Genomic DNA, 21518 nt, shown 5'->3' with positions numbered 1-21518 from the left:
GCGTAGTGGCTCCGAGCCGGTGTACCCCAGCGCCCGGAGCCTAGTTGTGGGCCACGTCAGCGCGGACCCACAAGTTGCTGCAGGATCGTCCGCGGTGCTGAGCGGACACGGGCACGATGCAGACCGCATTGCCGGGGATCGGGTGCACGATGCCCGAACCGAGGTGGACCGAGTACGTACCTAGCTTTCCCCTGACGCGCACGCGCTGGCCGCCGACCTCGACGTTGGACATGTTGAGCATCGAAGCGGTCTCGTCAACCAAGCGCCCTCGCATCGCGATGGATGACTCCGACGTCCCGGGGTCGACGCCACTGGAGTGCGCGACGGAGACGACGAGGTCGAGGTCGCGCATGGTCTCGGAGAACACACGTGCCGGGACCTCCGCGAGCGGCATCGGCTGCCACGTGCCGGATGGGTGGAAGGTGACGTCGTCGATGGTGGCGTCCCCGACCTCAGTGGGTGAGCCCCAGCCGTTGACGAGGTGGCAGGACTTCGGTGTCTGCGTTGAGTGAGGTCTTGTTGGCAGGAGTCGGTGGGAGGGTCAAGTTCGTCGCCGGAACCGCTACAGGGTCGCACTGCCCCCTCGATGGTGGATCGTCGTTGTAAATCGGGTTCTCATGCAGTGCCTCCATCCGATGCCTGGGCGCGAGCGACAAGCACGTGGGTGCGCATCGGGTACGCCAGCACCCCGTCGATCACGTAAGGCTGCAACGCCTCGCGTACGTCCCGAACGAAGCGCTCCCGCGCGTCTGCCGACAGCTTCGCTACCGCATGCCGCGTGGACGGCGAGCCACGCGTCATGCCTTCCAGAAACGATTGTATGGAACCGAACTGCGAGACGCCCTCCTCGGTTCTGAGCTCGATGCCTGCGAAGCCAGCCTGCGCAGCCGTCGCGCGAATCTCTTCCGTATTCGAGAACGAGCAGGCGCGCTTTGCCGGTGCCGCATCGACCCCGAGCCGTTCGAGCCCCTGCACGACCACGTGATGTCCCTTGTTAGATTCCAGCGGTCCCCAGAAGCTCGCAACGAGCCTTCCCGAGGGCTTCAGCACGCGGCGTATCTCCGCAAAACCTTTCAGCCGGTCCGGAAAGAACTGCAGCCCCTGCAGACACAGCGCGAGATCGAACACGTCGCTTTCGAGCGGCATCTCCAGCGCGCTCGCACAATGCCACTCCATCGGCGTCTCACCGCCGCGTGAAAGCTGCCGCGCGAGCTCGATCACGCCGGGATCGATGTCAATGCCAACGGCCCTGCCCGTCGGCCCGACGTGTGCCGCCGCGAGCCTTGCGCCGATGCCAGTGCCGCATGCGACATCCAGCACATGCTCGCCGGCCTTCGGTGCAGCGATCCCCACCTGGAGCTCCGTCCAGTGCCGAAACATGCCCGGCACCATGTGCTGCTCGTAGGCCTCCGCAACTGTCGTATCGATTGATTTCTCTGACGCCAATTTCGAGATCCTATTTCTTTCCGCACAGCTTAAGGTTGGTTCGCGTCGCGCGCGCGATCGAAATCAGAATATCCGCATCCGAAGGCGGCCCCGAGTTCTAGCGGTGATGTCGGTGACCCATCCGCTTGCGTGACTCCTCCTCACCTGTCGAGATGCAGGGAAGATTGACGTCCCGCGCGTGGGACAGATTGACGAGATCGGTCGACCAGCGGCTCGTCGTCAAAGTAGGCAATCCCCGCCCTAGCCACGACGACCCCGCCGAGTAGGCCCCGTCACCGGAACACATCACCGGACGGGCTGAACGGACACCGGCCAGAGGCGCAGGCCCAGCGCGTCCCCGGATCCGCATTGGCACGCTCAGCGAGCCCATCCCCCCACCGGCACGCTCCGCGAGCCCATCGTCTTACGAAGCTCGATTCCAAATCAGAGATTCAAACTGGCAACGACTTGGCGACCACTGAACTCGCCGGTTGGACGGAACCCGAGTTTGAGTAGAAGTTCTCGGGTCCGTCTTCGCCCGCGTCGTAGGTAACGAAGCACGTACGCTCGCCTCGCTCAAGAAGGTCAGCACATACCGCGAGAACGGCGAAGCGCCCGTATCCCTGATGCTGGTGCTGAGCGTCGACGTTGAGTCGCCAGAGTCCGCTTCGGGTTACCCCTGAGGGGTCGCCTGGCCAGTCGACCTGGTGGAAGGCCATGACTTTGTGATGACCGAGTCAAGTTAGAAAGCTTTCAGGCTCGGTTCCCCAGAGGGAACCGAGCCTGAATTTGGTAGCGGGGGCAGGATTTGAACCTGCGACCTCTGGCTTGCTTCAGCCACTACGGAAGGGCTTGGAAGATCGTGGATCTCCTCGGGTTTACGCGGGAAGACCTCACAGTCCACTTCGGAGTGTATCGGGTGAGCGCGGGTGCGGCCGGACCTGTAAGTGGCCGGTTTCTGGCAGTGATCCAATCCTCATCTCGCACCAACCGGCGCTGTCAGCGGAGCGGGAGGTAGACGACCCGGTTCTCCCAGTCGTCCGGCTCGCTCGCGCCAGCGATCAGGATGAGTTCGTCGATGACCACAGACCGAGGGACGGACTCCGGGATCTCGATGACCCCCGGCATGGGCAGTCCCGCCGCAACGCGCTCGTAGGCGAAGTCGGCGAAGGTCGAGACGTCGTGGGTCACCACGATGCGCTCCTCGCGGGCAGCCCACTCCAGCACCTGCGGGTCATCGACCTCGCGTAGACCAACCTCCTGCACGGGCACGATGTCGAGATCGGGCTCGCGTCGCTTCAGCCCCGCCAGTGTCTTGTGATCGAAGTTCTCGTCAGCCAGGAACTTGATCGTCATGCGTCCGGCCGGGCGAGGAGCTTTGCGCGGAGGCCGTCCGGCGGGAACCTCGTCTCGATCTCGGCGCGTTGTGCGCCACGCTCCTCGGCCCGCCCCGCCAAGTAGGCGTTGACGTCGTCACGATGGCGCACGCAGTAGGTGAAGATCGCGTAGATGTCACCCAGAGAGACGGTCGGGTAGGACTCGTGGATTGCCTCGGGCGAGTCTCCCCGCTCGAATGCAGCAACGAGAGTGTCCAGCGGAACACGCGTGCCGATGACCACCAGTCGCCCAGCGGCGTCTCTGGTCAGCGGAACCGGCTCTGGCTCAATCGCGGCTGCGGTCATCTCGGTGCACCTCCGCCCCAAGCGTACCGGCGAAACGGGTGCATAACCGGCTGAGACTCCCTTGCAGGTCGCGACGCCTACGGCTCACTCGCAAGCGCGTCGACCAATTCCGAGAGCACGGACTCCTCGTGGACCACCCGATCTCGACTGCGCATCGCCGCGCCGAGCTCCGAGTCCCAGACCGGTTCGACCACCCCCTCGCCGAGCCGCAGCCCGTCGGCTCGAACCGCGCGGGTGTAGTCGTCGACCGTCATCCGCCACGGGACCACGCCATACCTGTCGATCGCCCGGTTCGCGATCGCGACACCCGGCCAGTCGAAATCCCCGTGGTAGCGAAGCTCGACGTCGCTCCGAGCCAGTTGGTCCAGGACCTTGTCGACGACCAGGTTCGGCTCACCCGACGTACACACTGCCGCCCACCCCGCCACACCGTTCTCAGCCAGCCCCTCGATCACCCGCGGGTTCTCACAGACGAGGACCCGAGTGTCCGGGGCCGGGATGAAGCGCGGAGTACGGCGAAGGTCCCATTCCGTGACATGCACGGGGTCGCCCGCCTCCGCAGCCGCGGCGAGGCGTGCGGCGACCGGAGAGTCACTGGCGAGGCGAAGACCCCAAAGCAGACAGGTGCGTGACAGCAGATCGGGGTCGACACCGAAGCGAGCCCAGAGGGCTTCCCGACTCCGGCCGCCGGTCGGCACGGGAACACCAGCCGCGGCTGCGAGACCGCGAATGACGACCTGATGGAGCAAGCGATCCCGGTCGAGAGCATGCGCGTCGCCCAACAGCCTCGCCCCCAGCTCGACCCGCGACTGCGACCTGCGCTCGCTTCGTGTGAGGTCGTCGAGGACCAGAGCTGCATTCCGCGCGATCGACTCGGCGTTATCGCGATTGGTCAACAGCCCAGCACGGCGGAGGCCGGCAACCCAATCCGGCACCCAGGAAGCATGGATCGCGGCGGCTGCGATGGAGAGCGGTCGCTGCCGGGACTCGGTCTTCGCGGCCCGTGCCGCCGGTCGGTCTTCGAGACTGATGCCGAGCCTCAGCAGAACCGCGTCGAGTCCGCCCACACCTGACCGTTCACGGAGTCGGCGGTCCAGCGCTGCCAAGTCGACGCTGACAGCCTCCCGCGTGATCGTGCGACCGAGCAGATCACCGACCGCTTGCCGTTCCTCTCTGCTTGCAAGGCGAACCCGGACCGAGCCCTCCGGGACGAGGCCAGCCTGCTCCAGGCGGGTGGCCACGCGTTCCCACGTGGGCTTCAGCGCGGGGTGAGCGATCCACTCCGGCAGGGTGCTCATCCGATGCCTTGGAGCACACGCCCGTCCCAGCGGTACTCGTACTGCGCGATGCCGCGCTGGCTCGGATCGCGCAGCGCCTCGTAGATCGCAAGCGCCGGAACCGTCGAGTGATCGCCCCAGAGCCGCTCGCTCGTCATCACGAAGTCCAGGTCCAGTTGGACGAGCAGGCCGAAAAGCAGCGGATGCGTTCGGACGTCGATCTTCGGGAACGCGTCGTCGAGCAGGACCAGCCGCGGCGCGTGCGGGGCAGCGCCGGCGAGCGAGGTGAAATGCGCCGCCGCCGCCGCGAACAGCGGGAGGTAACACAAGACCTTCTGTTCGCCCTGGGAGAGTGGCGATCGCCGATGAAGGCGGTCCCACTGTCCGGGCTTCTCGGGCCGGGAGTAGCGGATCGTGAACGCCGACCACGTTCGGTAGTCCAGAGCAGCCGCGAGATGCTCGCTGTAGGCCAGTTCGGGGCGCTCGGCACGCGACGCCTCGATCAGTCTGTGGAGTACGTCGCGGAGCTTCTCGCGCTCCTCCGGGATGAGGGCTCCCACTGGTTGCGCAAGGAGGTCGACCGCCGCACGCGCCTCGGCGGGCACGTCGTCACGAAGTTTCCAATCCAGCCGGACCCGGATCCCCTGCGACGTCGTCACGTCGCCGAGCAATCCGTTCATGGCGGCCACGAGCTCGTCGGCGTCGCGCCGACAACGCCGGATCGCATCACCCAGCTCGCCCAGCACGTGCTGCTCGAACTGCCTCTTCTCCCTCTCGGTCAGCAGGCTGCGGTCTCGGTCAACCGACGTCCGGACACGTCGAGCAAGGTCGACGATCCCTGCCTCTCCCCCGTCGTCACGTCCGATGACGGCAAGGAGATCCCACCCTTCGTAGGGGGCGATGGATGGCTGGTGGTCCGCGGCGGGTCCCGTGGAAGCCTCCCTGTGAACCTTGTACACCTCGTTGCGGGCTGCGACGGGATCGTCTGTGGAAAGGGCGGCGAAGCCCTGGGCTGCCCGGGCGAGCGCCGTCGGGGTGGGGTCGTCCGGCCCCACGGATGCGATCGACACGATCCCATCAAGGAGGTCAGTTTCGTCGGTCGCCGCAGCGAGAAGTCCGGGCGGTGTAGCGAGCGCGGCGAACGACGCCAAGACGTCTTGGCGACGCGCCACCTGCTCGGCCAAGTGGACGCGCGCCGCGCGCAGATCGGCCTCGGCAGTCGCGTGGCGCTCGATTGCGCGCGTCCGTTCCTCCTCCGCCACCTTGGCCTGCCTGCTGTGCACTGACCGCGATTCCTTTGCCGCGGACACCTTCTCCTCTAGCTCGCGCACCGAGGCGCCCACGGATTCGCGGAGCGCGGTGAGCTCCGCCCGGGTCTCCTCGGTACGCCGGTCGGCCGCGCGTGCCTCCCGCTCCTCATGGGCCAGTGACTCCGCACCGAGCCGGACCTCGTCATGATCGGCAGACCACCGCCTCAGGTCGCGGACCAGCCGGGACACTGCGCCGACGAGCGCCGCGAGGCCGTCGAGCAGGTCGCGGATACGCTGCTCTACCGCCGCCAGCGCATCCAGATCAGTGGGGAGCCCGTGGCCGGTTGCCAGCCGATCGAGTTCGCTCATGGCTCGGGCGGTCACCGCCCTCGCCTCCTGGGCCAGCCTCTGGACATCACGGTTCGCAGTGTCATCGCGGTCCTCGGCCTCGCGGACCACCTTCAACTGAGACCACGCCTCGCGCAGCGCGGTAGGCGACGGCAGCGTCTGCTCCCAACGTTCGAGTGCGGCGATGGCGGCCTTGGCCTTGGCCACCGCCGTGGCGGCGGCGCCATGTGCTGCACGCGCCTCTTCGATCCGCTGGTCGAGGTCGGACAGACGACGTTCGCGTTCCTGAGTACGGGCCGTGGCGCCGACGTACTGCGCCCGCTCCTTCGTCGCACGACCGTGAGCGGGCCCGATCCGCCAGGATCCGTCAAGGGCGACGCTGACGGCTGCTTCCGCGATGTCATCGGTCCGGATCGCGGCAAGCACGCGACGAACATCGGCGGCGGTTACGTCGCTGTCGGCAGGTAGGTCGAGCCGTAGGACGTCCGCAAGGGTGCCCGACTCAGGTGACGCCGCTGGCGCCGACAGCACGACGTCGCGATGGTCGGCATCCAGCAAGCGGCCATCCGGGCGGATCCAGCCGTCGAGCATGCCTGCGCCCTGCAGTGCGGCCTCGAGGCCAGCGCACTCGGCCTCGGACAGGTGGTCGGCGAAGTCGACCATCTGCCAGAGGGCACGACCGTCGGGACGCGAGGTGCGACCCAACGCCGGGGGCGGAGGGGCCGGCTCGGGCTCGGCTTCGACTCGAGCTCGCTCCATCGAGAGCGTTTCGACATCGACGGCCGCGTTGTCCCGCCGGGTTGCGGCGCGCTGCTCCTCCTCGCGCAACCGCTGCAGGCCAGGTCGTACGGCGGCGCGCGCCAGCGCCGGCAGTGCGTCGATGCTCTCGGGCGTCAGGTCGTCGGGCAGCTCGACCGCCGGCGCTTCAGGGGCCCGCGTCCAGTCGCCGAGGGCGGTGAGCAGCGCCGCCTCCTCGGAGTCTGCGGCCTGTTGTGCAGCGATCCTCCGGGCGCGGGACTCCTCCCAGCGCCGCTCGGCCTCGTCCGCTCGCCGGTCGGCCTCAGCCTGACGCGTCCGCGCCATCTCGACGGCACGGGCGGCCTCGCGGACGGACGTGACTGCGGCGGCCCGAGTGCGAGTGGCCGTCTGTGCCATCTCGAACGCGCCGGTGGTCTGATCCAAGGCATCGGCGGCTCTGGTGGCGTCCGCAGCCTCGGCCAGGGTGATCCCGTCGAGGGCCGGCGGCACGACGACGTGGACGGTGGCGACGATCTCCCGCTCCTTCAGGGCGGTGGTACGCATTGCACGGGCATGCTCGGACAGCTCTGCTTCGATCTCGCCCGCCCTCCGCGCGAGTGCCTCCTCCTTGGCACGGTGGTGCCGGGCATGGCGGTCCAGGCGCTCGCTAGCGCTCGCAGAGGCTTTCAGCTCGCGATCGAGCAGGTCGGCTAGCTCGGACAGACGGCGCTGGTCGCGTGCCGCAGGATCCGCCTCCAGGGCGCGCAACCGCGCGTCGTCCTCCGCGAGCCCGTCTCGTGTTTGCTGCAAGGCGTTCTCGGCGCTCTCCCGGTTCTGCGCCGTCTCGTCGACCCGCGTCTCGGCGTTGCGTACGTCCTTGAGAAGACGCCGCTCGACTCGCAGTAGCTCAGCCAGCTCCCTGCCACGCTGGGCGGCGACAGCGCGCGCGTAACGGGAGAACGCGGCGGCTAGGGACTCGAGCGTGCCCGCTGCTGCCGAGCGACGCTCGATCTGCTCGCCGAATGCAGTCAACTCGTCGAAGGTGTCGCCGGCCGAGCGGACCGCCTGCTCGTCGACCTGGGGCAGCGCCTGGGACAGCTGATCGGCCAGCTTCGCGGGCTCGATGTCCTCGCCGACCTGCGGCTGACGGAGCCAGTAGAGCAGCCGCAGCACCTCGTCATACTGCGCGACGTCGAGACCGAATAGCTCGCGGCCGACGTGCTCCTTGTAGGCCGCGGCCTTCTCGAACACGTGCTCCGGCCCGAGAAGCTCCTCCAGCCTCGGGCGGGACAGCGGGCCCGCGTCGTCCTCGAGCGACAGGTCGTGCCCCACCCGGCGATCCGTGGCGAAGTGCCAGGCGGTGGCCATCCGCGCCGATGCGGAGGCGCGGATGCCGACCCCGCAGGTGAATGCCTCCTCAGCGCCGTCGGGTAGCACTCGCAGGAACTCCAGCCAGATGTATCCGACGCGAGCCTGACCCTCGTAGCCGTCGGTCATCAGCCACAGGAGGCTGGTGTGATGACGCGCGGACGCGGTGATCCGCGCCTTGTCACCGTCAAGCGCGAACGGCAGCAACATCTCCAGGGTCTTGGACTTCCCTGCCCCGTTGGCGCCGCGCAGCAACAGGCGACCGTCCGCGAAGGTGAACTCCTGCTCGTCGTACTGCCAGACGTTGAGAATGCCGGCACGATGCAGCCGGAATCGCTCGGACCGGCTGCTCGGTGCGTCGGATCGGCGGGACGCCAGCTCGATGGTCATGCCTCGTCCTCCTCGAAGATCGAACGCTCCCCCGACGGGCCGGCTGCCAGAAGCTCGGGGCGGGGTGCGTAGCGGGCAGCGGCCGCGTGCACGAGCAGCCCGTTCGGGTCCATGCGGACCAGCCCAGCCTCCACGAGCACCTCGACCGCGTCGTTGAACACCAGGTCGGGATCGTCACGGTGGTCCTTGCGAAGGCCGCGCCGCCACGTGTTGAAGACCCGATCGGCGGCCCCGCGCGCGGTGGACACCGCAACATGCGCCCAGGCGATGCCGCCCAATGCCGCACCATGCTCGGCCCGCAGCTCTTCGACCAGCTCACCGACGAGCAACAGGGCGAAGTGACGCGCTGATCCTGACGAGGGGAACGGCCGGTCGGTGAGCTCACCGCTCGGGTCGATGGCGATCGCCCCCTCGGCACGCAGCTCGAGGTCGAGCCCGAGCCAGCGGCGGAACCACTCGCGCTCTCGCTCCCGATTGCGGCGCCACCACTCTCGCTGCTCGTCGGTGAGGTCTTCAGTCGAGAGGACCGGCTGCTCGGCCAGCCGGCGGCGCACCGCCACCCGAGCACCGCCCGCGGCGGACGGCACTGCCGCGACCTCCAGAAGGTCATCCGGCCCCTGGCACCCCGCGACAGGAGCCGACAGGAGGACGGCCAGCCGGTCACGGTGCACGTCGAGCAGGGACTCCGTGCGCCGTTCGACCCAGTGTTCGAGGTCACCGTCACGCTCGCTGAGCACGCCGAGGTCGACCAGCGCGACAAGGGCTGAGTGCAGGGCGCGCCGGTCCGTGATCCCGTCAAGGTCCACATCGAGGCCTGCGTCGACCGCTGCCGAGCGAACCGCTGCAACCAGCTCGTCGACCATCAGCTGCCGGCGTGCCTGGGTCAGAGCCGCGAGGGTGAGGGCGAGCAACGCGTAACGCCGTGGGGTGAACGGTGCGTCGTTGCGTCGGCGCAAAGGACGGAGAGCGTCACGCCCGAGCCCGGTCTTGAACAGCCGCGCAAGGCCCGGCTCCACCACTAGGCGGTAGCCCAGCCCTTCGGCGAACAAGCGCGCAAGCTCGTCGCGATGTCGGCGGACGAGACCTAACTCATCAGGATTCCTGTCAGCCGTGAGCAGCGGCGTCATGAGCAGGGCGCGGGCGGCATCGCGCAGGTCGGCCTCAGCAAGCAGGTCGGGCGCCGGTCCGGGGCGTTCGAGCATGGCCGTCATCCCTCCATCCTCCGCTCGGCTCGCTCGGCGTCCATCACAACGGAGATCTCGACAGAGAGGTCGCCCAGCGTCAAGCGGCCCGCCGGACTGGTGATCGTGGTGGATCCGCCAGGGAGCGCGCGCAGAGAGATCGTCAGGAGGTCGCCGTCGACCCGAGTGGTGGCCCTGGCGGGCGCGTCGGCTGTCGGCGCACCGCCGTTCCCGCTCAATGCTTGCGCGTGCAGGTCCAGAAACGCGGTACGAGCGTCGTCGCTGAGTCGGACATCGCGCAGCTCGCCCACATGGCTGGCGAGCTCACGCAGCGCTTCGGACCGCCTCTGCTGTTCCCGCTCGCGCGCGGCGATCCGGGCCTGCTTGGCAGCGGAGTAGTCGGCCCGAGCGCCGGTGCGGCCGCCGGCCTTGCGCTCGCCGTGGATGCGCAAGCCGATTGGCACCTCGGCGACGGGAGCCCGCCACCAACTCTGGGTAGCCGCCACGGGGTCACCGTCCGGATCGGCAGCGAAAGAGAGATGGCGAGCAGAGTAGAGGCCGAACGCCGACGCCCACAGGTCATGGGCGCGAGCGTCGTCGGCACTGTCGAACCAGTCGGCGAGTCGCACCAGGTCGCCGTACCTGCTTTGCTGGCGGTCAGCACCCGCTGCAATCCGGCGGAGGTTCATCAGGAGCGACCGCATCGCGTCAGTCGCCAAGCGGCGCACGTTGTCGGCATCGGAACGGCGGCCGGACGAGCCCACGAACCACATATGCAGGCTCTCCCAGTCGCCAGGCTCGAGCCCGGTCGCGCGCCTGGCGCTCGCGCCATCCAACCCGATCAGGCGCTCGCCCTCGTTCGCCCGCTCGCACAGCGAGGGCACGCTCGGCTCGAGTTGGCGCAGCCGGTCGGCGACCTGCGGCATGTGCCGGGAGATCTCGTCGATGAACCGCTGGAGATAGTCCAGTAGGGCGCTCTTGAACATCTCGAACTCCTCGCGACCGAGGTCGAACCGCGTGAGGACCTGGGTCAGGTAGGAGTAGAACTGCCGCGTAGACGAGACCAGGATCTCGAACTGGGCGAACAAGGTGGTGATCCGGCCCGCCAGGTCCCGAGGATCGGCGGTTTCCAGACCGTGGCCGCAGATCCTGGTCAGCTCCTCGATGCCACTGAGGATGCCGGGCAGCATCTCGCTCGAGACCTCTCGCGCGGAGTCGGAATGCGCCAGCAGTTCCTCGACCTGGCGGTGCACGAGCTCGCCACGCTGGGTCAGCTGGTAGCGAGCCCGATTGGCGAGGTACTCACGGACGCTCCGCGCGTCGGACTCGCGGGGGCTGCGCGCCAAGTTGCCGTGCTCTACGAGATAGGAGAGACGCTGATCGACGACGTCCCGGTCGAGCTCCAATCCCTGCGCGGCAAGCCGCTCCGCGACTTCGCCGGCCGACTGATCGGACAGGAAGCCACTCATCCCGCTCGTGAAGAGCCGCATGATCGCGAGGTAGCTGGCCGCTTCCTCGTTGACCGCATACCTCAGCGCTCCGAGCGTCTGACGCTCGCGCGGGTCCAGCATGCCGTCGGCCACGGCCGACACCGTAGCTGTGACCGCCGACGCAAACACAGATTCCCGTGACGATGTCCCGGGGCGCGACCAGGATTTGAACCCGAATCAACTCGCCTCAGATCCGTGTGCCCGCGGTCGGATTCACGCGGAGAATCACGGAGTGTGATGGGGTGGTCGACCCGTTTCTGGCCGGTTTCTGGCCACTGGGTTCAAATCCTCGCGACAAATGAAACCGGCCCTGACCAGCGTTTCTGCTGGTCAGGGCCGGTTTTCCTTGTAGCGGGGGCAGGATTTGAACCTGCGACCTCTGGGCGCCGTCGGAGGCGTCGCAACTACTGTGGTCTCAAGCCGGAAGCTACCGATTCGCTCGGTGTGGTGAGGGATTCGCCCTCGCTTCCTGTCTCAGGATACCCGTCTAACACGGAGTGGTACCGGCCCAATGTGGACCGTTTTCGGACACAGCTCGAATCCCTGCTCCTTGACTCAGCAGCAGTCGCAGCCTGTCTCGCAGCCATCGTGGTCGTGGTCGAAGAAGACCTCGGCCGGGGAGCAGCACAGGTCGCCGCGCCTAGCGTTGATGCCCTCGCGGACCGCAAGAGCGGCGATGAACAGTGCCGCGGTCGAGTCGGCCCACCACCAGCCCAGGACGCTGTTCGCCACGAGCCCCAGCAGCAGTGCGGCAGACATGTACGTGCACAGCAGGGTCTGCTTGGAGTCCGCGACCGCGGAGTGGGAGCCGAGTTCGTTGCCGGTGCGGCGCTGGATCAACGAAGCGACCGGCATGACCAGCAGGCTCAGCGCGGCGATCCCGATGCCGAGCGACGAGTGTTCGGCGGCGTGTCCCGTGATCAGGCTGCTGCCGGCGTCGTAGGTCACGAACGCCGCGAGCCCGAAGAACGAGAACGCGATGACCCGGAGCGCGACCTTCTCGCGGGCCTCGTGGTCGCCGCCTGCGAACTGCCACGCGACGGCGAGCGCCGAGGAGACCTCGATGACCGAGTCGAGGCCGAATCCAAGGAGTGCGGCCGACCCGGCGATCGAGCCGGCGGTCAGGGCGACGACGGCTTCGATGACGTTGTAGGCGATGGTGAAGGCGACCAGGAACCGGACGCGGCTGATCAACAGCGCCTTGTGCTCGGGGCTCGGCGCCGGACCGTGCAGGCCAGCGGGCGCGACCGAAGCCGTCGTGTCGATGGAGTGAACGGGCAGCTCGGTGCTCATCAACAGCACCCTTGCTCATCGGCGTCAGCGCATGCGTCCGGGTCGGTGACGAGGATGACCTGGTGCAGGTCGGCCAGGGCATGCCCGAGACGCGCGTCGGCAAGCTCGTAGCGGGTGCGCCGCCCCTCAGGGACCGCCACGACCAGCCCGCAGCCGCGCAGGCACGCGAGGTGGTTCGACATCGACTGCCGGGTCACCCCCAAGGCGTCCGCCAGGTCGGCCGGGTAGGACGGAGCCTCGCTCAGCGCCATGAGGATCCGGGACCGGGTGGCGTCGGACAGGGCGTGCCCGAACCGGGCGAGCGCGTCGAGTGAAGCGGCGGTGGTGGCACTCATGAAGGCGAGAATACATCAGACGCTGTATTCAGAGTTACGTGAACTCTCGCCGTGGCTTTGTGCGATTCGGCTACAGGTAGCGGCAGACCTGGTCGGGGCTGCAGGTCTCCGGTTCGACCGTGGCTGCCTGGTCGCGGAGCTGAGTGATGGTCTCTCGGAGCGCGACGAGCTGCGCGATCTGCTCGTCGAGGTCTGCCAGTCGAGAGTCGAGCAGGTCCTGCACGTGTCCGCAGGGCGCCTGTCCGTCGTCACGTATGTCGAGGATCTGGCGGACCTGGGCAAGGGTGAGCCCGGCAGCCTGGCCGCGGTGGATGAAGTCGATGCGCCCGACGGCGTCGGGGGTGTAGTCGCGGTAGCCAGCCGGGGTGCGCTCGGCGGCTGGCAGCAGCCCCTGCTCCTCGTAGAACCTCAGCGTCTTGGCAGTGGTTCCCGATGCCTCGGCGAGCTCCCCGATCCGCATCCCGACTCCCTTGTGTCGCAGGTCTCACTTGACCTTCCACCTTACTGGAAGGTCCATTCTGAGCACATCAGGAGCGTTTCCCAACCGTCGGGGAGGAATCGGGATGCAGTCGAAGTTTGATCTGGCAGTGATCGGGTCGGGTGGCGGGGCATTCGCCGCCGCCATCCGGGCCACGACGATCGGCAAGTCCGTTGTGATGATCGAGCGCGGCACGTTCGGCGGCACCTGTGTGAACACGGGCTGCGTGCCGTCCAAGGCGCTGATCGCGGCGGCCGAGGCCCGGCACGTCGCGGCCGACGCTGGCGACCGGTTCCCGGGCATCGCGACCGACGCGGGCGCGGTGGACATGCCCGCCCTGATCGCAGGGAAGGAGGACCTCGTCGAGGCGCTGCGGGGTGAGAAGTACGTCGACGTCGCGGACTCCTACGGGTGGAAGGTCCGACGTGGTGAGGCCATCTTCGCCGGCACTCCGGAGTCCCCCCTCCTGGAGGTCACCGGCACCGACGGAACGGTCGAGGTGATCGAGGCCGCGCACTACCTTGTTGCGACCGGCGCGCGCGCCTGGGCTCCGCCCATCGATGGTCTCGACGACGTCGGGTATCTGACGTCGACGACCGCAATGGAGCTGGCCGAGGTCCCCGAGTCACTGCTGGTGCTCGGTGGCGGCTACGTGGCGCTGGAGCAGGCGCAGCTCTTCGCCCGTCTCGGAGCGAAGGTCACCCTGCTGGTGCGCTCGCGGCTGGCGTCGAAGGAGGAGCCGGAGGTCTCCCAGGCGCTGCAGGAGGTGTTCGCCGATGAGGGCATCCGGGTGGTTCGCCGCGCCACGCCTGTCCACGTGGCTCGCGACGCGGGGACCGGGCAGGTCGTCGTCCGCGCCGAGATCTCCGGGGGCGAGCAGGAGTTCCGCGCGGACGAGATCCTGGTCGCTCTGGGCCGCCGCCCGGTCACCGACCGGCTCAACCTCGACGCGGTGGAGGTCAAGACCGGCGAGTCCGGGGAGATCGTGGTCACCGACCAGATGCAGTCTTCCAACCCGCGGATCTGGGCCGCCGGTGACGTCACCGGGCACCCGGAGTTCGTCTATGTCGCCGCTCACCACGGCACGATGGTCGCCGAGAACGCCTTCGCCGCCGCGGACCGGTCGGTCGACTACACCAGGCTCCCCCGGGTGACCTTCACCAGCCCCGCGATCGGTGCGGTCGGGCTGACCGAGGAGGACGTCGTCGCCGCAGGGATCCGCTGCGACTGCCGGGTTCTGCCGCTGACCTATGTGACCCGCGCGTTGGTCAACCGCGACACCCGCGGCTTCATCAAGATGGTCGCCAATGCCGACACCGGCGAGATCCTCGGCCTGACCGCGGTCGCGAAGGACGCCGGCGAGCTCGCAGCCGCCGGTGTGCACATCCTCGGCAAGACCATCGCCGAGGTCGCCGACGCCTGGGCGCCCTACCTGACCATGGCCGAAGGCATCCGGATCGTCGCCAAGTCCTTCACCGCCGACGTCTCGAAACTGTCCTGCTGCGCCTGAAAGGAATCACCGTGCCGAATCTCATCACCGACCTGACCAACCGGCTCGCCGACCCCGGGGAGTCGGGCCTGGACGCCGGCCTGCTGGTCCCGCTGCTGCGACTGCTCGTCGATGGCGACCCCGTCAGCATCGAGGAGCTCGCCGCTGCTGCGGGCCGCACGGTCGACGACGTACGTCGTGGTCTGGCCGCTGTGCCGGACACCGAGTACGACGCCCAGGGTCGGATCCTCGGCCAGGGTCTGACCCTGCGCCCGACCAATCACCGGTTCACCGTGGCCGGCGAGGAGCTCTACACCTGGTGCGCTCTGGACACCCTGATCTTCCCCGCGCTGGTGGAGCGGGCGGCACACGTCGAGTCGGTTTCACCGGCCAGCGGCGCAACGATCCGCGTCACCATCGACCCTGCGACCGGCGTCACCAGCGTCGAACCAGCCACCGCAGTGGTGTCCCTGGTGAATCCCGAGCGGATGACGTCGATCCGCCCTTCCTTCTGCAACCAGGTGCACTTCTTCACCTCGCCCGAGGACGCCGCCGGCTGGCTCGTCGGGAACCCCGGGGCCGAGGTCGTCCCGGTCGCCGAGGCCCACCGGATCGGCGCCGACCTCACCGCCGCCCTCCTCGCGGGCACCCAGCCGACCACCGACGACACCTCGACCGACCGCACCCACTGCTGCTGACCCAGCCTCAACGACAGGACCGAAGGACACCGATGACCTCCAACCATGACGGCCAACCCGGCGGCGTCGGCCTGCTGCTGACCGCAGCAGGTGCCGCCGTGCTCATGGTCGCCTGCTGCGCCCTCCTCCCGCTTCTGGTCACCGGCGGCGCCATTGCTGGGATCGGCGCGTTCCTGCGCAATCCCTGGGTCATCGGGGCCGGGATCGGCGTCGTGGTCCTCGCCGTCGTCGGGAGCGCGAGGCGGCACCGTCGCACGGACAGCCCTGACTGCTGTCCGCCCACCCCGCCCACTCGTACCGACCAGACCACTGACACGAGGGACGAACAAACCCGATGACGCGCACCCGAACCGGACTGAAGGCCGTCTCGATCGCCGCGGCCCTCGCCGCCGGATCGCTGGCGCTGACCGGATGCGGGACCACTGCCCCCGCGAGCCCAGTGGCCGACGGTGGTCCGGTGACGGTGACCAGCATCGACGGCCACCAGATCAGCCTGCCCGCAACCGGGGAACCCACAGCCGTGTTCTTCTTCTCGGTCGGTTGCGGCGAATGCGTCAACGGCGTCCGGTCCCTCGGCAGGGCGGCGACCGCCGCCGAGGAAGCGGGCGACAACGCAAGCTTCCTCGCCATCGACATGGACCCCGGCGAGTCCAAGGAGACCATCGGAGGCTTTATGGACTCCGTCGACGCGGAGCACGTCCCGGCGGCCATCGACACCGGCGCGGCCCTGTCTCTGCGCTTCCAGGTCGCCGAGGGCAAGGTGACCTTCCGGGCCACCGACCCCAGCGCCGAGACCATCACCGCTGAACTGGTGAAGGCGGGAGCCTGAGCCATGGGCGGGTTGCTCACGCTCGCCTTCGCCGCCGGCATGGTCGCCCCGGTCAACCCGTGCGGCTTCGCGCTACTGCCGGCCTGGATCAGCCACACCATCGGCGACGGCGACACCTCCCCGGCACCCGTGCGGCTGCTCCATGCGCTGCGGGCCGGCGCCGCGCTGACCCTCGGGTTCGCCGGCACGCTGGCCGCCGCCGGGCTGGTGGTCAGCGCCGGCGCCCGCGGCCTGATCGAGGCCGCACCGGCGCTCGGCCTCGCCGTCGGCGTACTGCTGGTGCTGCTCGGTGGGGCGATGCTGGCCGGTCGCTCGTTCTCCCTTCGGCTGCCCCGGATCCCCGGCCGGGCAACCGCGGGGCTTGCCCCGACCGCTCAGATGGTGGTCTTCGGCGTCGGCTACGCGATCGCCTCGCTCGCGTGCACCTTCGGGGTGCTGCTCGCGGTCATCGCGCAGGCCCAGGCCACCGCCAGCTACGCCGGCCTGCTCGTGGTGTTCGGGGTCTACGCGGCCGGGTCGGCCACCGTCCTGCTGCTGCTGGCCCTGGCCACCGCAGCCGCGGGCACCGCGCTCACCCACCGGGTGGCCACGCTGGCTCGCTACGGCCCCAAGGTCACCGCGGTGGTCCTCGTGCTCACCGGCGCTTACCTCGCCTGGTACTGGTATCCGGCCGCCACCGGTGACGCGACGTCGGCGGGTCGAGCCGGCGCACTCGCCGGACTGTCCGCGACCATCTCGCAGTGGATCCAGGGTCGGACGACCCTCATCAGTGTCCTCGCCGTGACGGCGGTGCTGGGAGCAGCCACACTTGCCCTCGTCGAACGTCGACGCCGAGGACGCATGGCTCCGGTGCCCGGCGCCTGCTGCCCGCCGGACACCGCCCCGGGACCCGGCGGCGGGACGCTGGGACGGGATGTCGGCAAGTCCGTGTGAGCGGGTTGCCCAACTGGGTCGGGTGGCCTGAGCGGTCGCGGGCGCGAGGTTCAGGGCAGGCGACGGTCCAGGCCGCGCAGCAGCCGGCCGAGGACAGGCAGGTTGTGCACCTCGTGCTGGATGACCCAGGACCGGGTCGCGGCGAAGGCTCCGCGATACCGCGCGGGGAGCCCGCCCCGTCGGGCAGCGGCCTGCTCGGCGGCGCGGCGGTGCACCCAATGGGCGCAGTCCGCGCACAGGCCCACCTCCGGGTGCGACCCGAGGTGGACCAACTCCGGTTCGGCGAACGAGCCGCCGCAACACCAGCACTGCGGCAGGCTGTTGTCTGATTCGGCGGTCTCGGCCTGCGCGCTCACGGTTCGATCATGGTCGTGGCGGCAGGCCGTGTCGAGCGCTCGGACGTCCACCCGCCGTTCCGGCGAGCTGGTCTGCCACGATCGGCGGTGAACCGTGCCAACTGTCGCGGAGCTCAGAGGTCTCCGAGGTTGAGTCGGCGGGCCTCGGTGGCGGCGCGTTCGGAGGCGCGGGCTCGGGTGTAGCGGACGAGCATGTCGCTGCGGGTCCAGCCGGCGATGGCCATCAGGCCGGATTCGGAGCCGCCGGCCGCGAGCCATCGGTGGGCGGCGGTGTGCCGGAGCCGGTGGGGCCGGAAGCCCTGCACTCCGGCGCGCTTGGCGCGGCGGCGCAGGGCACGGCTGAGTCCTTCGCGGCCGAACCGCTGGCCGCGATTGCCGAGCCACAGGTCGGGGCTCGCAGCCAGCGGGTGTTGCTCACGCTGGTCGAGATACACCAGCAGCGCCTCGGTGGTCACAGGGCCGACAGGAATCACTCGGCCGCGCCCACCCTTGCCACGACGGATCGTGATCAGCCGCGCGATGAGGTCTACGTCGTCGAGCTGGAGGTCGACGAGCTCCCCGGACCGGATCGCGGTCTCGAACATGAGCCGGATGATCGCTTCGTCGCGTCGGTCGTTGAGGGTGGCTTCCAGCCGCGCGTGGTCGTCTGAGACAGCGCAGGTGGCGAGGAGCGCGCGGAGCTCGGCGTCGGTGAGCGGCTCGACCAGCGGCGGTTCGTAGCGGGGTGCCTTGACTCCGGGGAACGGGTCGGCGGCGATCTCACCGCCGGCGGTCAGCCAGGCCGCAAAGCGGCGCACGGCGAGCTGGCGGATGCGGGCGGTGCCCGGCGAGGATCCGCCGTCGAGCAGGCCGGCGATCCAGGAGTTGAGCGCGGCGCGGCTCATCGGCAGGTGGTCGCCGTCGGCGCACCAGGTCAGGTAACGAGTGGCTCCGTCGGCGTAGATGAAGATCGTGCCCGGGCTCTTGTTCTCGGCCCGCAGGGCGATCCGCCAGTCGGTGATCCGATCGAGGGCGTGGCTGGCGGGCATGGCTGTCAGGTGGGTCATGTCGGACCCGCATAGCCAACCGCTGTCCCGGGCCGTCGCGGGGGCGGTCGCGGTGTAGGTCACCCGGGGGCGCACTGCGACCGCCGGCCAGCGGGTTGTCCGGGAAACCCGTCACTAAGTGGACACTCGATCAAGTCTCTAAATGCTTTCAGGCTCGGAATCCGTAGATTCCGAGCCTGAAATTCGTAGCGGGGGCAGGATTTGAACCTGCGACCTCTGGACTAACTCACAGGCCTACCTATTGCTACCGAACGTTGCGGGAAACAGCCGAATCGCGCTCAACAGTGCGGTGTTCGCTGTCTCGAACACCTCCGACTGTAACCGAGCGACTCCGGTTTGCGCCGGCTCAATCTGGAGAGTTTGTGGAGAGCTGCCGAATCCTCGCACCGCGGCCGGCCAGCCGCGGGCACGGGCGGAGTCACCATCCCGGGTACCGATCCGTCCATCGCGTGTAGGGCCCATAGTCGCCGTGGAGCCGATCGCTTGAGGTGAACTCGTAGACGAAGTCATCGGCCAGCGTGAGGATCGTGCCGCGGCCCTCGACGTCGAAGGCTAGTTCCGGGGGCAATGCCGTTTCGCCGTGTAGGGCGCCGAGGATGTTGCCGCAGATCGCTCCGGTGGAATCGCTGTCGCCTGAGTGCGTCACGGACAGGGCGAGTGCGTCGAGCAACTGGTTCGGCTCCGGGTAGACGAGCGAGGCGTAGATCGCCATCGCCAGCGCCTCCTCCGCTACCCAGCCGCCCCCGAGTGATTCGATGTGCTCAGGGCTCGGGCCGCGGCGGGCGATCTCGGCCGCTTGCTTGATCGCCTGATAGACCTCTGCGTGGCCATGACGGGCACGCAACTGGCCCAGCGCCTCATCGATCGCTCGACTTAGGTCACTGCCGCGCACCAGTGCGCCGATGAGAACGGCCAGGGCTCCCGACGCCAGCTGCCCGGTGGGGTGGCCGTGGGTGTACCCCGCTGCCTCCGTCGCTGCGTCGAACTGCCAACCCGCCGGCCACACCCACGGCGGCACTAGCCCGAACGGCGCGCTGCGCATGACGCCGCCGCATCCCTTGGACGTGTTGGTCGCTTCGGTGCCGAACTGCTCAAGCTTGCGGCGACCAGCTCGAGGCACCTCCAGCGCGGAGAGGCACGTGTTGCCCGGTGCTCTCCGGGAGTAGAGCCACCGTTCGTTAATCAGCCAGCCGTCGCGCTCGCCGTCGGGGGCGTCTTGTAGCTGCGTGTCGAGCCACCGGTCGTAGGCGTGATGCAGGACCCCAACGGTGAAGCCGAGGCCGCGGTCCTGTCGGACCGAAGCTCTGATCATCCCCTCCACCGTGAAGAGAGTCATCTGGGTGTCGTCGGTGATGCGCCCATATGCGTGCCCGCCCTCGACGTTTTCCGGCAGGTACGCCCTGACGCCGTCCCGTCCGCATTCCGACCGGATCCGGTCGAGACCCCAGAACTCGACAGGGCCGCCGAGGGCGTCGCCAATGGCCCCGCCCAGCAGGCTGCCGCGCACACGAGAGCGATAGCTCTCGAGTTCGTGACGTTCGGGAGTCCTGCCAGTCTTCATGAACGCCACGCTATTGGTGGCGCCCGACAGATTTAGCGATTCGCGCGTACGACCGCCACCGCCATGTCAGTGCCTCAGCGAACTCATTCGGCGGAGCGCACCCTTCTGTCGGCCGGTCGCGGCATGATCGGACCGTGGTCTCAACGTTCGGGTGGCTCGACACAGACAGCGAGCAGCGCAGGAAGATGCTGGAAGTCGTCGACCTCTTCAAGGAAGAGGGGACCGTCGACGAGCTCGGCATCGGCTCCATCCGCGACGCTCTCGCCGACTCGCTCTTCCCGGGAACGTCGGTGCTGCACACCCGACTGCGCTACGTCATGTTCATCCCCTGGCTGATGCAGCAGGCCGCCCACAAGCCCTCCCCCGCCGAAATGAGCGCCGAGTTCCGCTCCCTTGAGTACCGACTCATCGGCAGCCTCATGGCTGGAGGCGAGGACGTTGGAGTCATTGGCAACCGCGCTCGGAACAACCTCAAGCGGATGCCCAGCGGGATGTACTGGGCGGCTCTCGGGTCATGGCAGATCCGGAAGGGCGACTTCTCCGCAGAGGGGTACTTCCGCCGCCAACACGACTACCGCCAGCTATCGACCCGCACGTTGAAGGCAGATGACCCCGAAGCACGCGAACTCCTTCCCGGCTCGGGACTGGACCCTCACCTCCCGCCCGCTCCGACTGACTTGCTAAAGGTGGTCGACTTCCAGCTGACGGGCGAGGAGGAGCAATACCTGTCGGACCAGGTCGCGGCTGCCACTCAGGGCTCGATGCTTGCCTGGCTGATCCGCAACCCACCCGGGAACGCGCCGGACTTCGTGTGGGAGATCGACAACCTGCATAAGGCTCCGGAAGACCTCCGCGACCTCGCCGACCACGCGCGCCGGTTCAGCATCGTGATCCACGGCGCGGCGCTTATGTACAACCTTCTACTCGCTCGACGTCGGGGCGATGACGACCTCGCTGGCGGGTACGTGGAGCGACTTGAGCGCTGGGAGGCCGACCTCCTGGTCCCGTCGCAGGCTCTCGAAGGGTGGAGCCGAGCAGACTGGTGGGCAACCATTCAGCGGAAGAATCCGCGCCTACGCCAGCCCACCATGCAGTTCGTCAATCGCTGGATCGATCTCCTCGAAGCCGGCAGTTCGCTCAGCGAATCGCGAACCGCAGCGGACCTCATCTCCAGTCGCGAGCGACAGATCAAAGGGGGTCGCGCACGTCTCGCGAACCAGTCCGCCCTCGACCGTTGGTCGGGAGAGAGCGGCACCGGTCGCCACAGCTTCCGTTGGCCGATCGCCCGCGCTCACCTCGAAGACCTCTACGCCGCGCGGGCGGGGTCATGACACTGACTCCCGAGACACGC

Annotated in this window: 20 protein-coding genes; 6 read left to right on the top strand and 14 right to left on the bottom strand. The window is 68.5% G+C overall.

What is annotated here, in order from left to right; genetic code table 11:
- Positions 1-40: 40 nt before the first annotated feature.
- From FHP29_RS18240 to FHP29_RS18190, 11 genes are all read right to left on the bottom strand, one after another.
- Complete coding sequence (locus tag FHP29_RS18240) at positions 41-394, bottom strand: DUF7737 domain-containing protein (RefSeq protein ID WP_139624269.1); 354 nt, start codon at positions 392-394, stop codon at positions 41-43.
- A gap of 221 nt (positions 395-615) precedes the next feature.
- Positions 616-1446: a class I SAM-dependent methyltransferase gene (locus tag FHP29_RS18235; RefSeq protein ID WP_139624268.1), complete on the bottom strand. Its 831-nt coding sequence runs from the start codon at positions 1444-1446 to the stop codon at positions 616-618.
- 978 nt (positions 1447-2424) lie between these two features.
- Positions 2425-2781 (bottom strand): DUF5615 family PIN-like protein, encoded by a 357-nt coding sequence (locus FHP29_RS18230; RefSeq protein WP_139624267.1) that lies wholly within the window; start codon positions 2779-2781, stop codon positions 2425-2427.
- On the bottom strand, positions 2778-3107 hold the full coding sequence (locus FHP29_RS18225) for a DUF433 domain-containing protein (protein WP_139624266.1): 330 nt from the start codon (positions 3105-3107) through the stop codon (positions 2778-2780). Before FHP29_RS18225 ends, FHP29_RS18230 begins: the two co-directional genes overlap by 4 nt.
- Before the next feature lie 77 nt (positions 3108-3184).
- On the bottom strand, positions 3185-4405 hold the full coding sequence (locus FHP29_RS18220; protein WP_139624265.1) for a TIGR02679 family protein: 1221 nt from the start codon (positions 4403-4405) through the stop codon (positions 3185-3187).
- Positions 4402-8478 (bottom strand): TIGR02680 family protein, encoded by a 4077-nt coding sequence (locus tag FHP29_RS18215; protein WP_139624264.1) that lies wholly within the window; start codon positions 8476-8478, stop codon positions 4402-4404. Before FHP29_RS18215 ends, FHP29_RS18220 begins: the two co-directional genes overlap by 4 nt.
- Positions 8475-9689: a TIGR02678 family protein gene (locus tag FHP29_RS18210; RefSeq protein ID WP_139624263.1), complete on the bottom strand. Its 1215-nt coding sequence runs from the start codon at positions 9687-9689 to the stop codon at positions 8475-8477. Before FHP29_RS18210 ends, FHP29_RS18215 begins: the two co-directional genes overlap by 4 nt.
- Positions 9686-11242: a TIGR02677 family protein gene (locus FHP29_RS18205; protein ID WP_139624262.1), complete on the bottom strand. Its 1557-nt coding sequence runs from the start codon at positions 11240-11242 to the stop codon at positions 9686-9688. The genes FHP29_RS18210 and FHP29_RS18205 overlap by 4 nt, the downstream gene beginning before the upstream one ends.
- Positions 11243-11704: 462 nt before the next feature.
- Positions 11705-12442, bottom strand: a complete 738-nt coding sequence (locus tag FHP29_RS18200; RefSeq protein WP_139624261.1) for a cation diffusion facilitator family transporter — start codon at positions 12440-12442, stop codon at positions 11705-11707.
- The gene (locus FHP29_RS18195) at positions 12442-12777 is read right to left on the bottom strand and encodes an ArsR/SmtB family transcription factor (RefSeq protein ID WP_139624260.1); all 336 of its coding nucleotides are present in this window, start codon (positions 12775-12777) and stop codon (positions 12442-12444) included. Before FHP29_RS18195 ends, FHP29_RS18200 begins: the two co-directional genes overlap by 1 nt.
- Before the next feature lie 70 nt (positions 12778-12847).
- Positions 12848-13237, bottom strand: a complete 390-nt coding sequence (locus tag FHP29_RS18190) for a heavy metal-responsive transcriptional regulator (protein ID WP_139624259.1) — start codon at positions 13235-13237, stop codon at positions 12848-12850.
- Between the two features lie 103 nt (positions 13238-13340).
- On the opposite strand from FHP29_RS18190, the gene merA reads away from it, so the two are divergent.
- From merA to FHP29_RS18165, 5 genes are read left to right on the top strand one after another with little or no spacing between them, the layout of a single operon-like run.
- Complete coding sequence (gene merA, locus FHP29_RS18185; RefSeq protein WP_139624258.1) at positions 13341-14765, top strand: mercury(II) reductase; 1425 nt, start codon at positions 13341-13343, stop codon at positions 14763-14765.
- 11 nt (positions 14766-14776) lie between these two features.
- Complete coding sequence (gene merB, locus FHP29_RS18180) at positions 14777-15442, top strand: organomercurial lyase MerB (RefSeq protein WP_139624257.1); 666 nt, start codon at positions 14777-14779, stop codon at positions 15440-15442.
- Positions 15443-15474: 32 nt separating this feature from the next.
- On the top strand, positions 15475-15780 hold the full coding sequence (locus FHP29_RS18175) for a MerC domain-containing protein (protein ID WP_139624256.1): 306 nt from the start codon (positions 15475-15477) through the stop codon (positions 15778-15780).
- Positions 15777-16271, top strand: a complete 495-nt coding sequence (locus tag FHP29_RS18170; protein WP_139624255.1) for a TlpA family protein disulfide reductase — start codon at positions 15777-15779, stop codon at positions 16269-16271. The genes FHP29_RS18175 and FHP29_RS18170 overlap by 4 nt, the downstream gene beginning before the upstream one ends.
- A gap of 3 nt (positions 16272-16274) precedes the next feature.
- On the top strand, positions 16275-17204 hold the full coding sequence (locus tag FHP29_RS18165) for a cytochrome c biogenesis CcdA family protein (protein WP_139624254.1): 930 nt from the start codon (positions 16275-16277) through the stop codon (positions 17202-17204).
- 50 nt (positions 17205-17254) lie between these two features.
- On the opposite strand, the gene FHP29_RS18160 is transcribed toward FHP29_RS18165, so the two are convergent.
- The 3 genes from FHP29_RS18160 to FHP29_RS18150 all read right to left on the bottom strand — a co-directional run bounded on the left by FHP29_RS18160 (position 17255) and on the right by FHP29_RS18150 (position 20167).
- Positions 17255-17560: a hypothetical protein gene (locus FHP29_RS18160; RefSeq protein WP_139624253.1), complete on the bottom strand. Its 306-nt coding sequence runs from the start codon at positions 17558-17560 to the stop codon at positions 17255-17257.
- A 113-nt stretch (positions 17561-17673) separates the two neighbouring features.
- Positions 17674-18606, bottom strand: a complete 933-nt coding sequence (locus FHP29_RS18155; protein ID WP_240044588.1) for a tyrosine-type recombinase/integrase — start codon at positions 18604-18606, stop codon at positions 17674-17676.
- A gap of 418 nt (positions 18607-19024) precedes the next feature.
- Positions 19025-20167 carry an ADP-ribosylglycohydrolase family protein gene (locus tag FHP29_RS18150; protein ID WP_139624252.1) on the bottom strand — a complete coding sequence of 381 codons (1143 nt, stop codon included), beginning with the start codon at positions 20165-20167 and terminating at the stop codon, positions 19025-19027.
- Between the two features lie 134 nt (positions 20168-20301).
- Here FHP29_RS18150 and FHP29_RS18145 point away from each other — a divergent pair, with 134 nt between their 5' ends.
- Complete coding sequence (locus FHP29_RS18145; protein WP_139624251.1) at positions 20302-21498, top strand: DUF6361 family protein; 1197 nt, start codon at positions 20302-20304, stop codon at positions 21496-21498.
- Positions 21499-21518: the final 20 nt, after the last annotated feature.

Origin of the sequence: Nocardioides albidus (assembly GCF_006335005.1) — a bacterium.
Classification (GTDB): domain Bacteria; phylum Actinomycetota; class Actinomycetes; order Propionibacteriales; family Nocardioidaceae; genus Nocardioides; species Nocardioides albidus.
The sequence above is the reverse complement of the archived record's forward strand: the minus strand, read 5'-3'. Positions and strand labels throughout refer to the sequence as shown.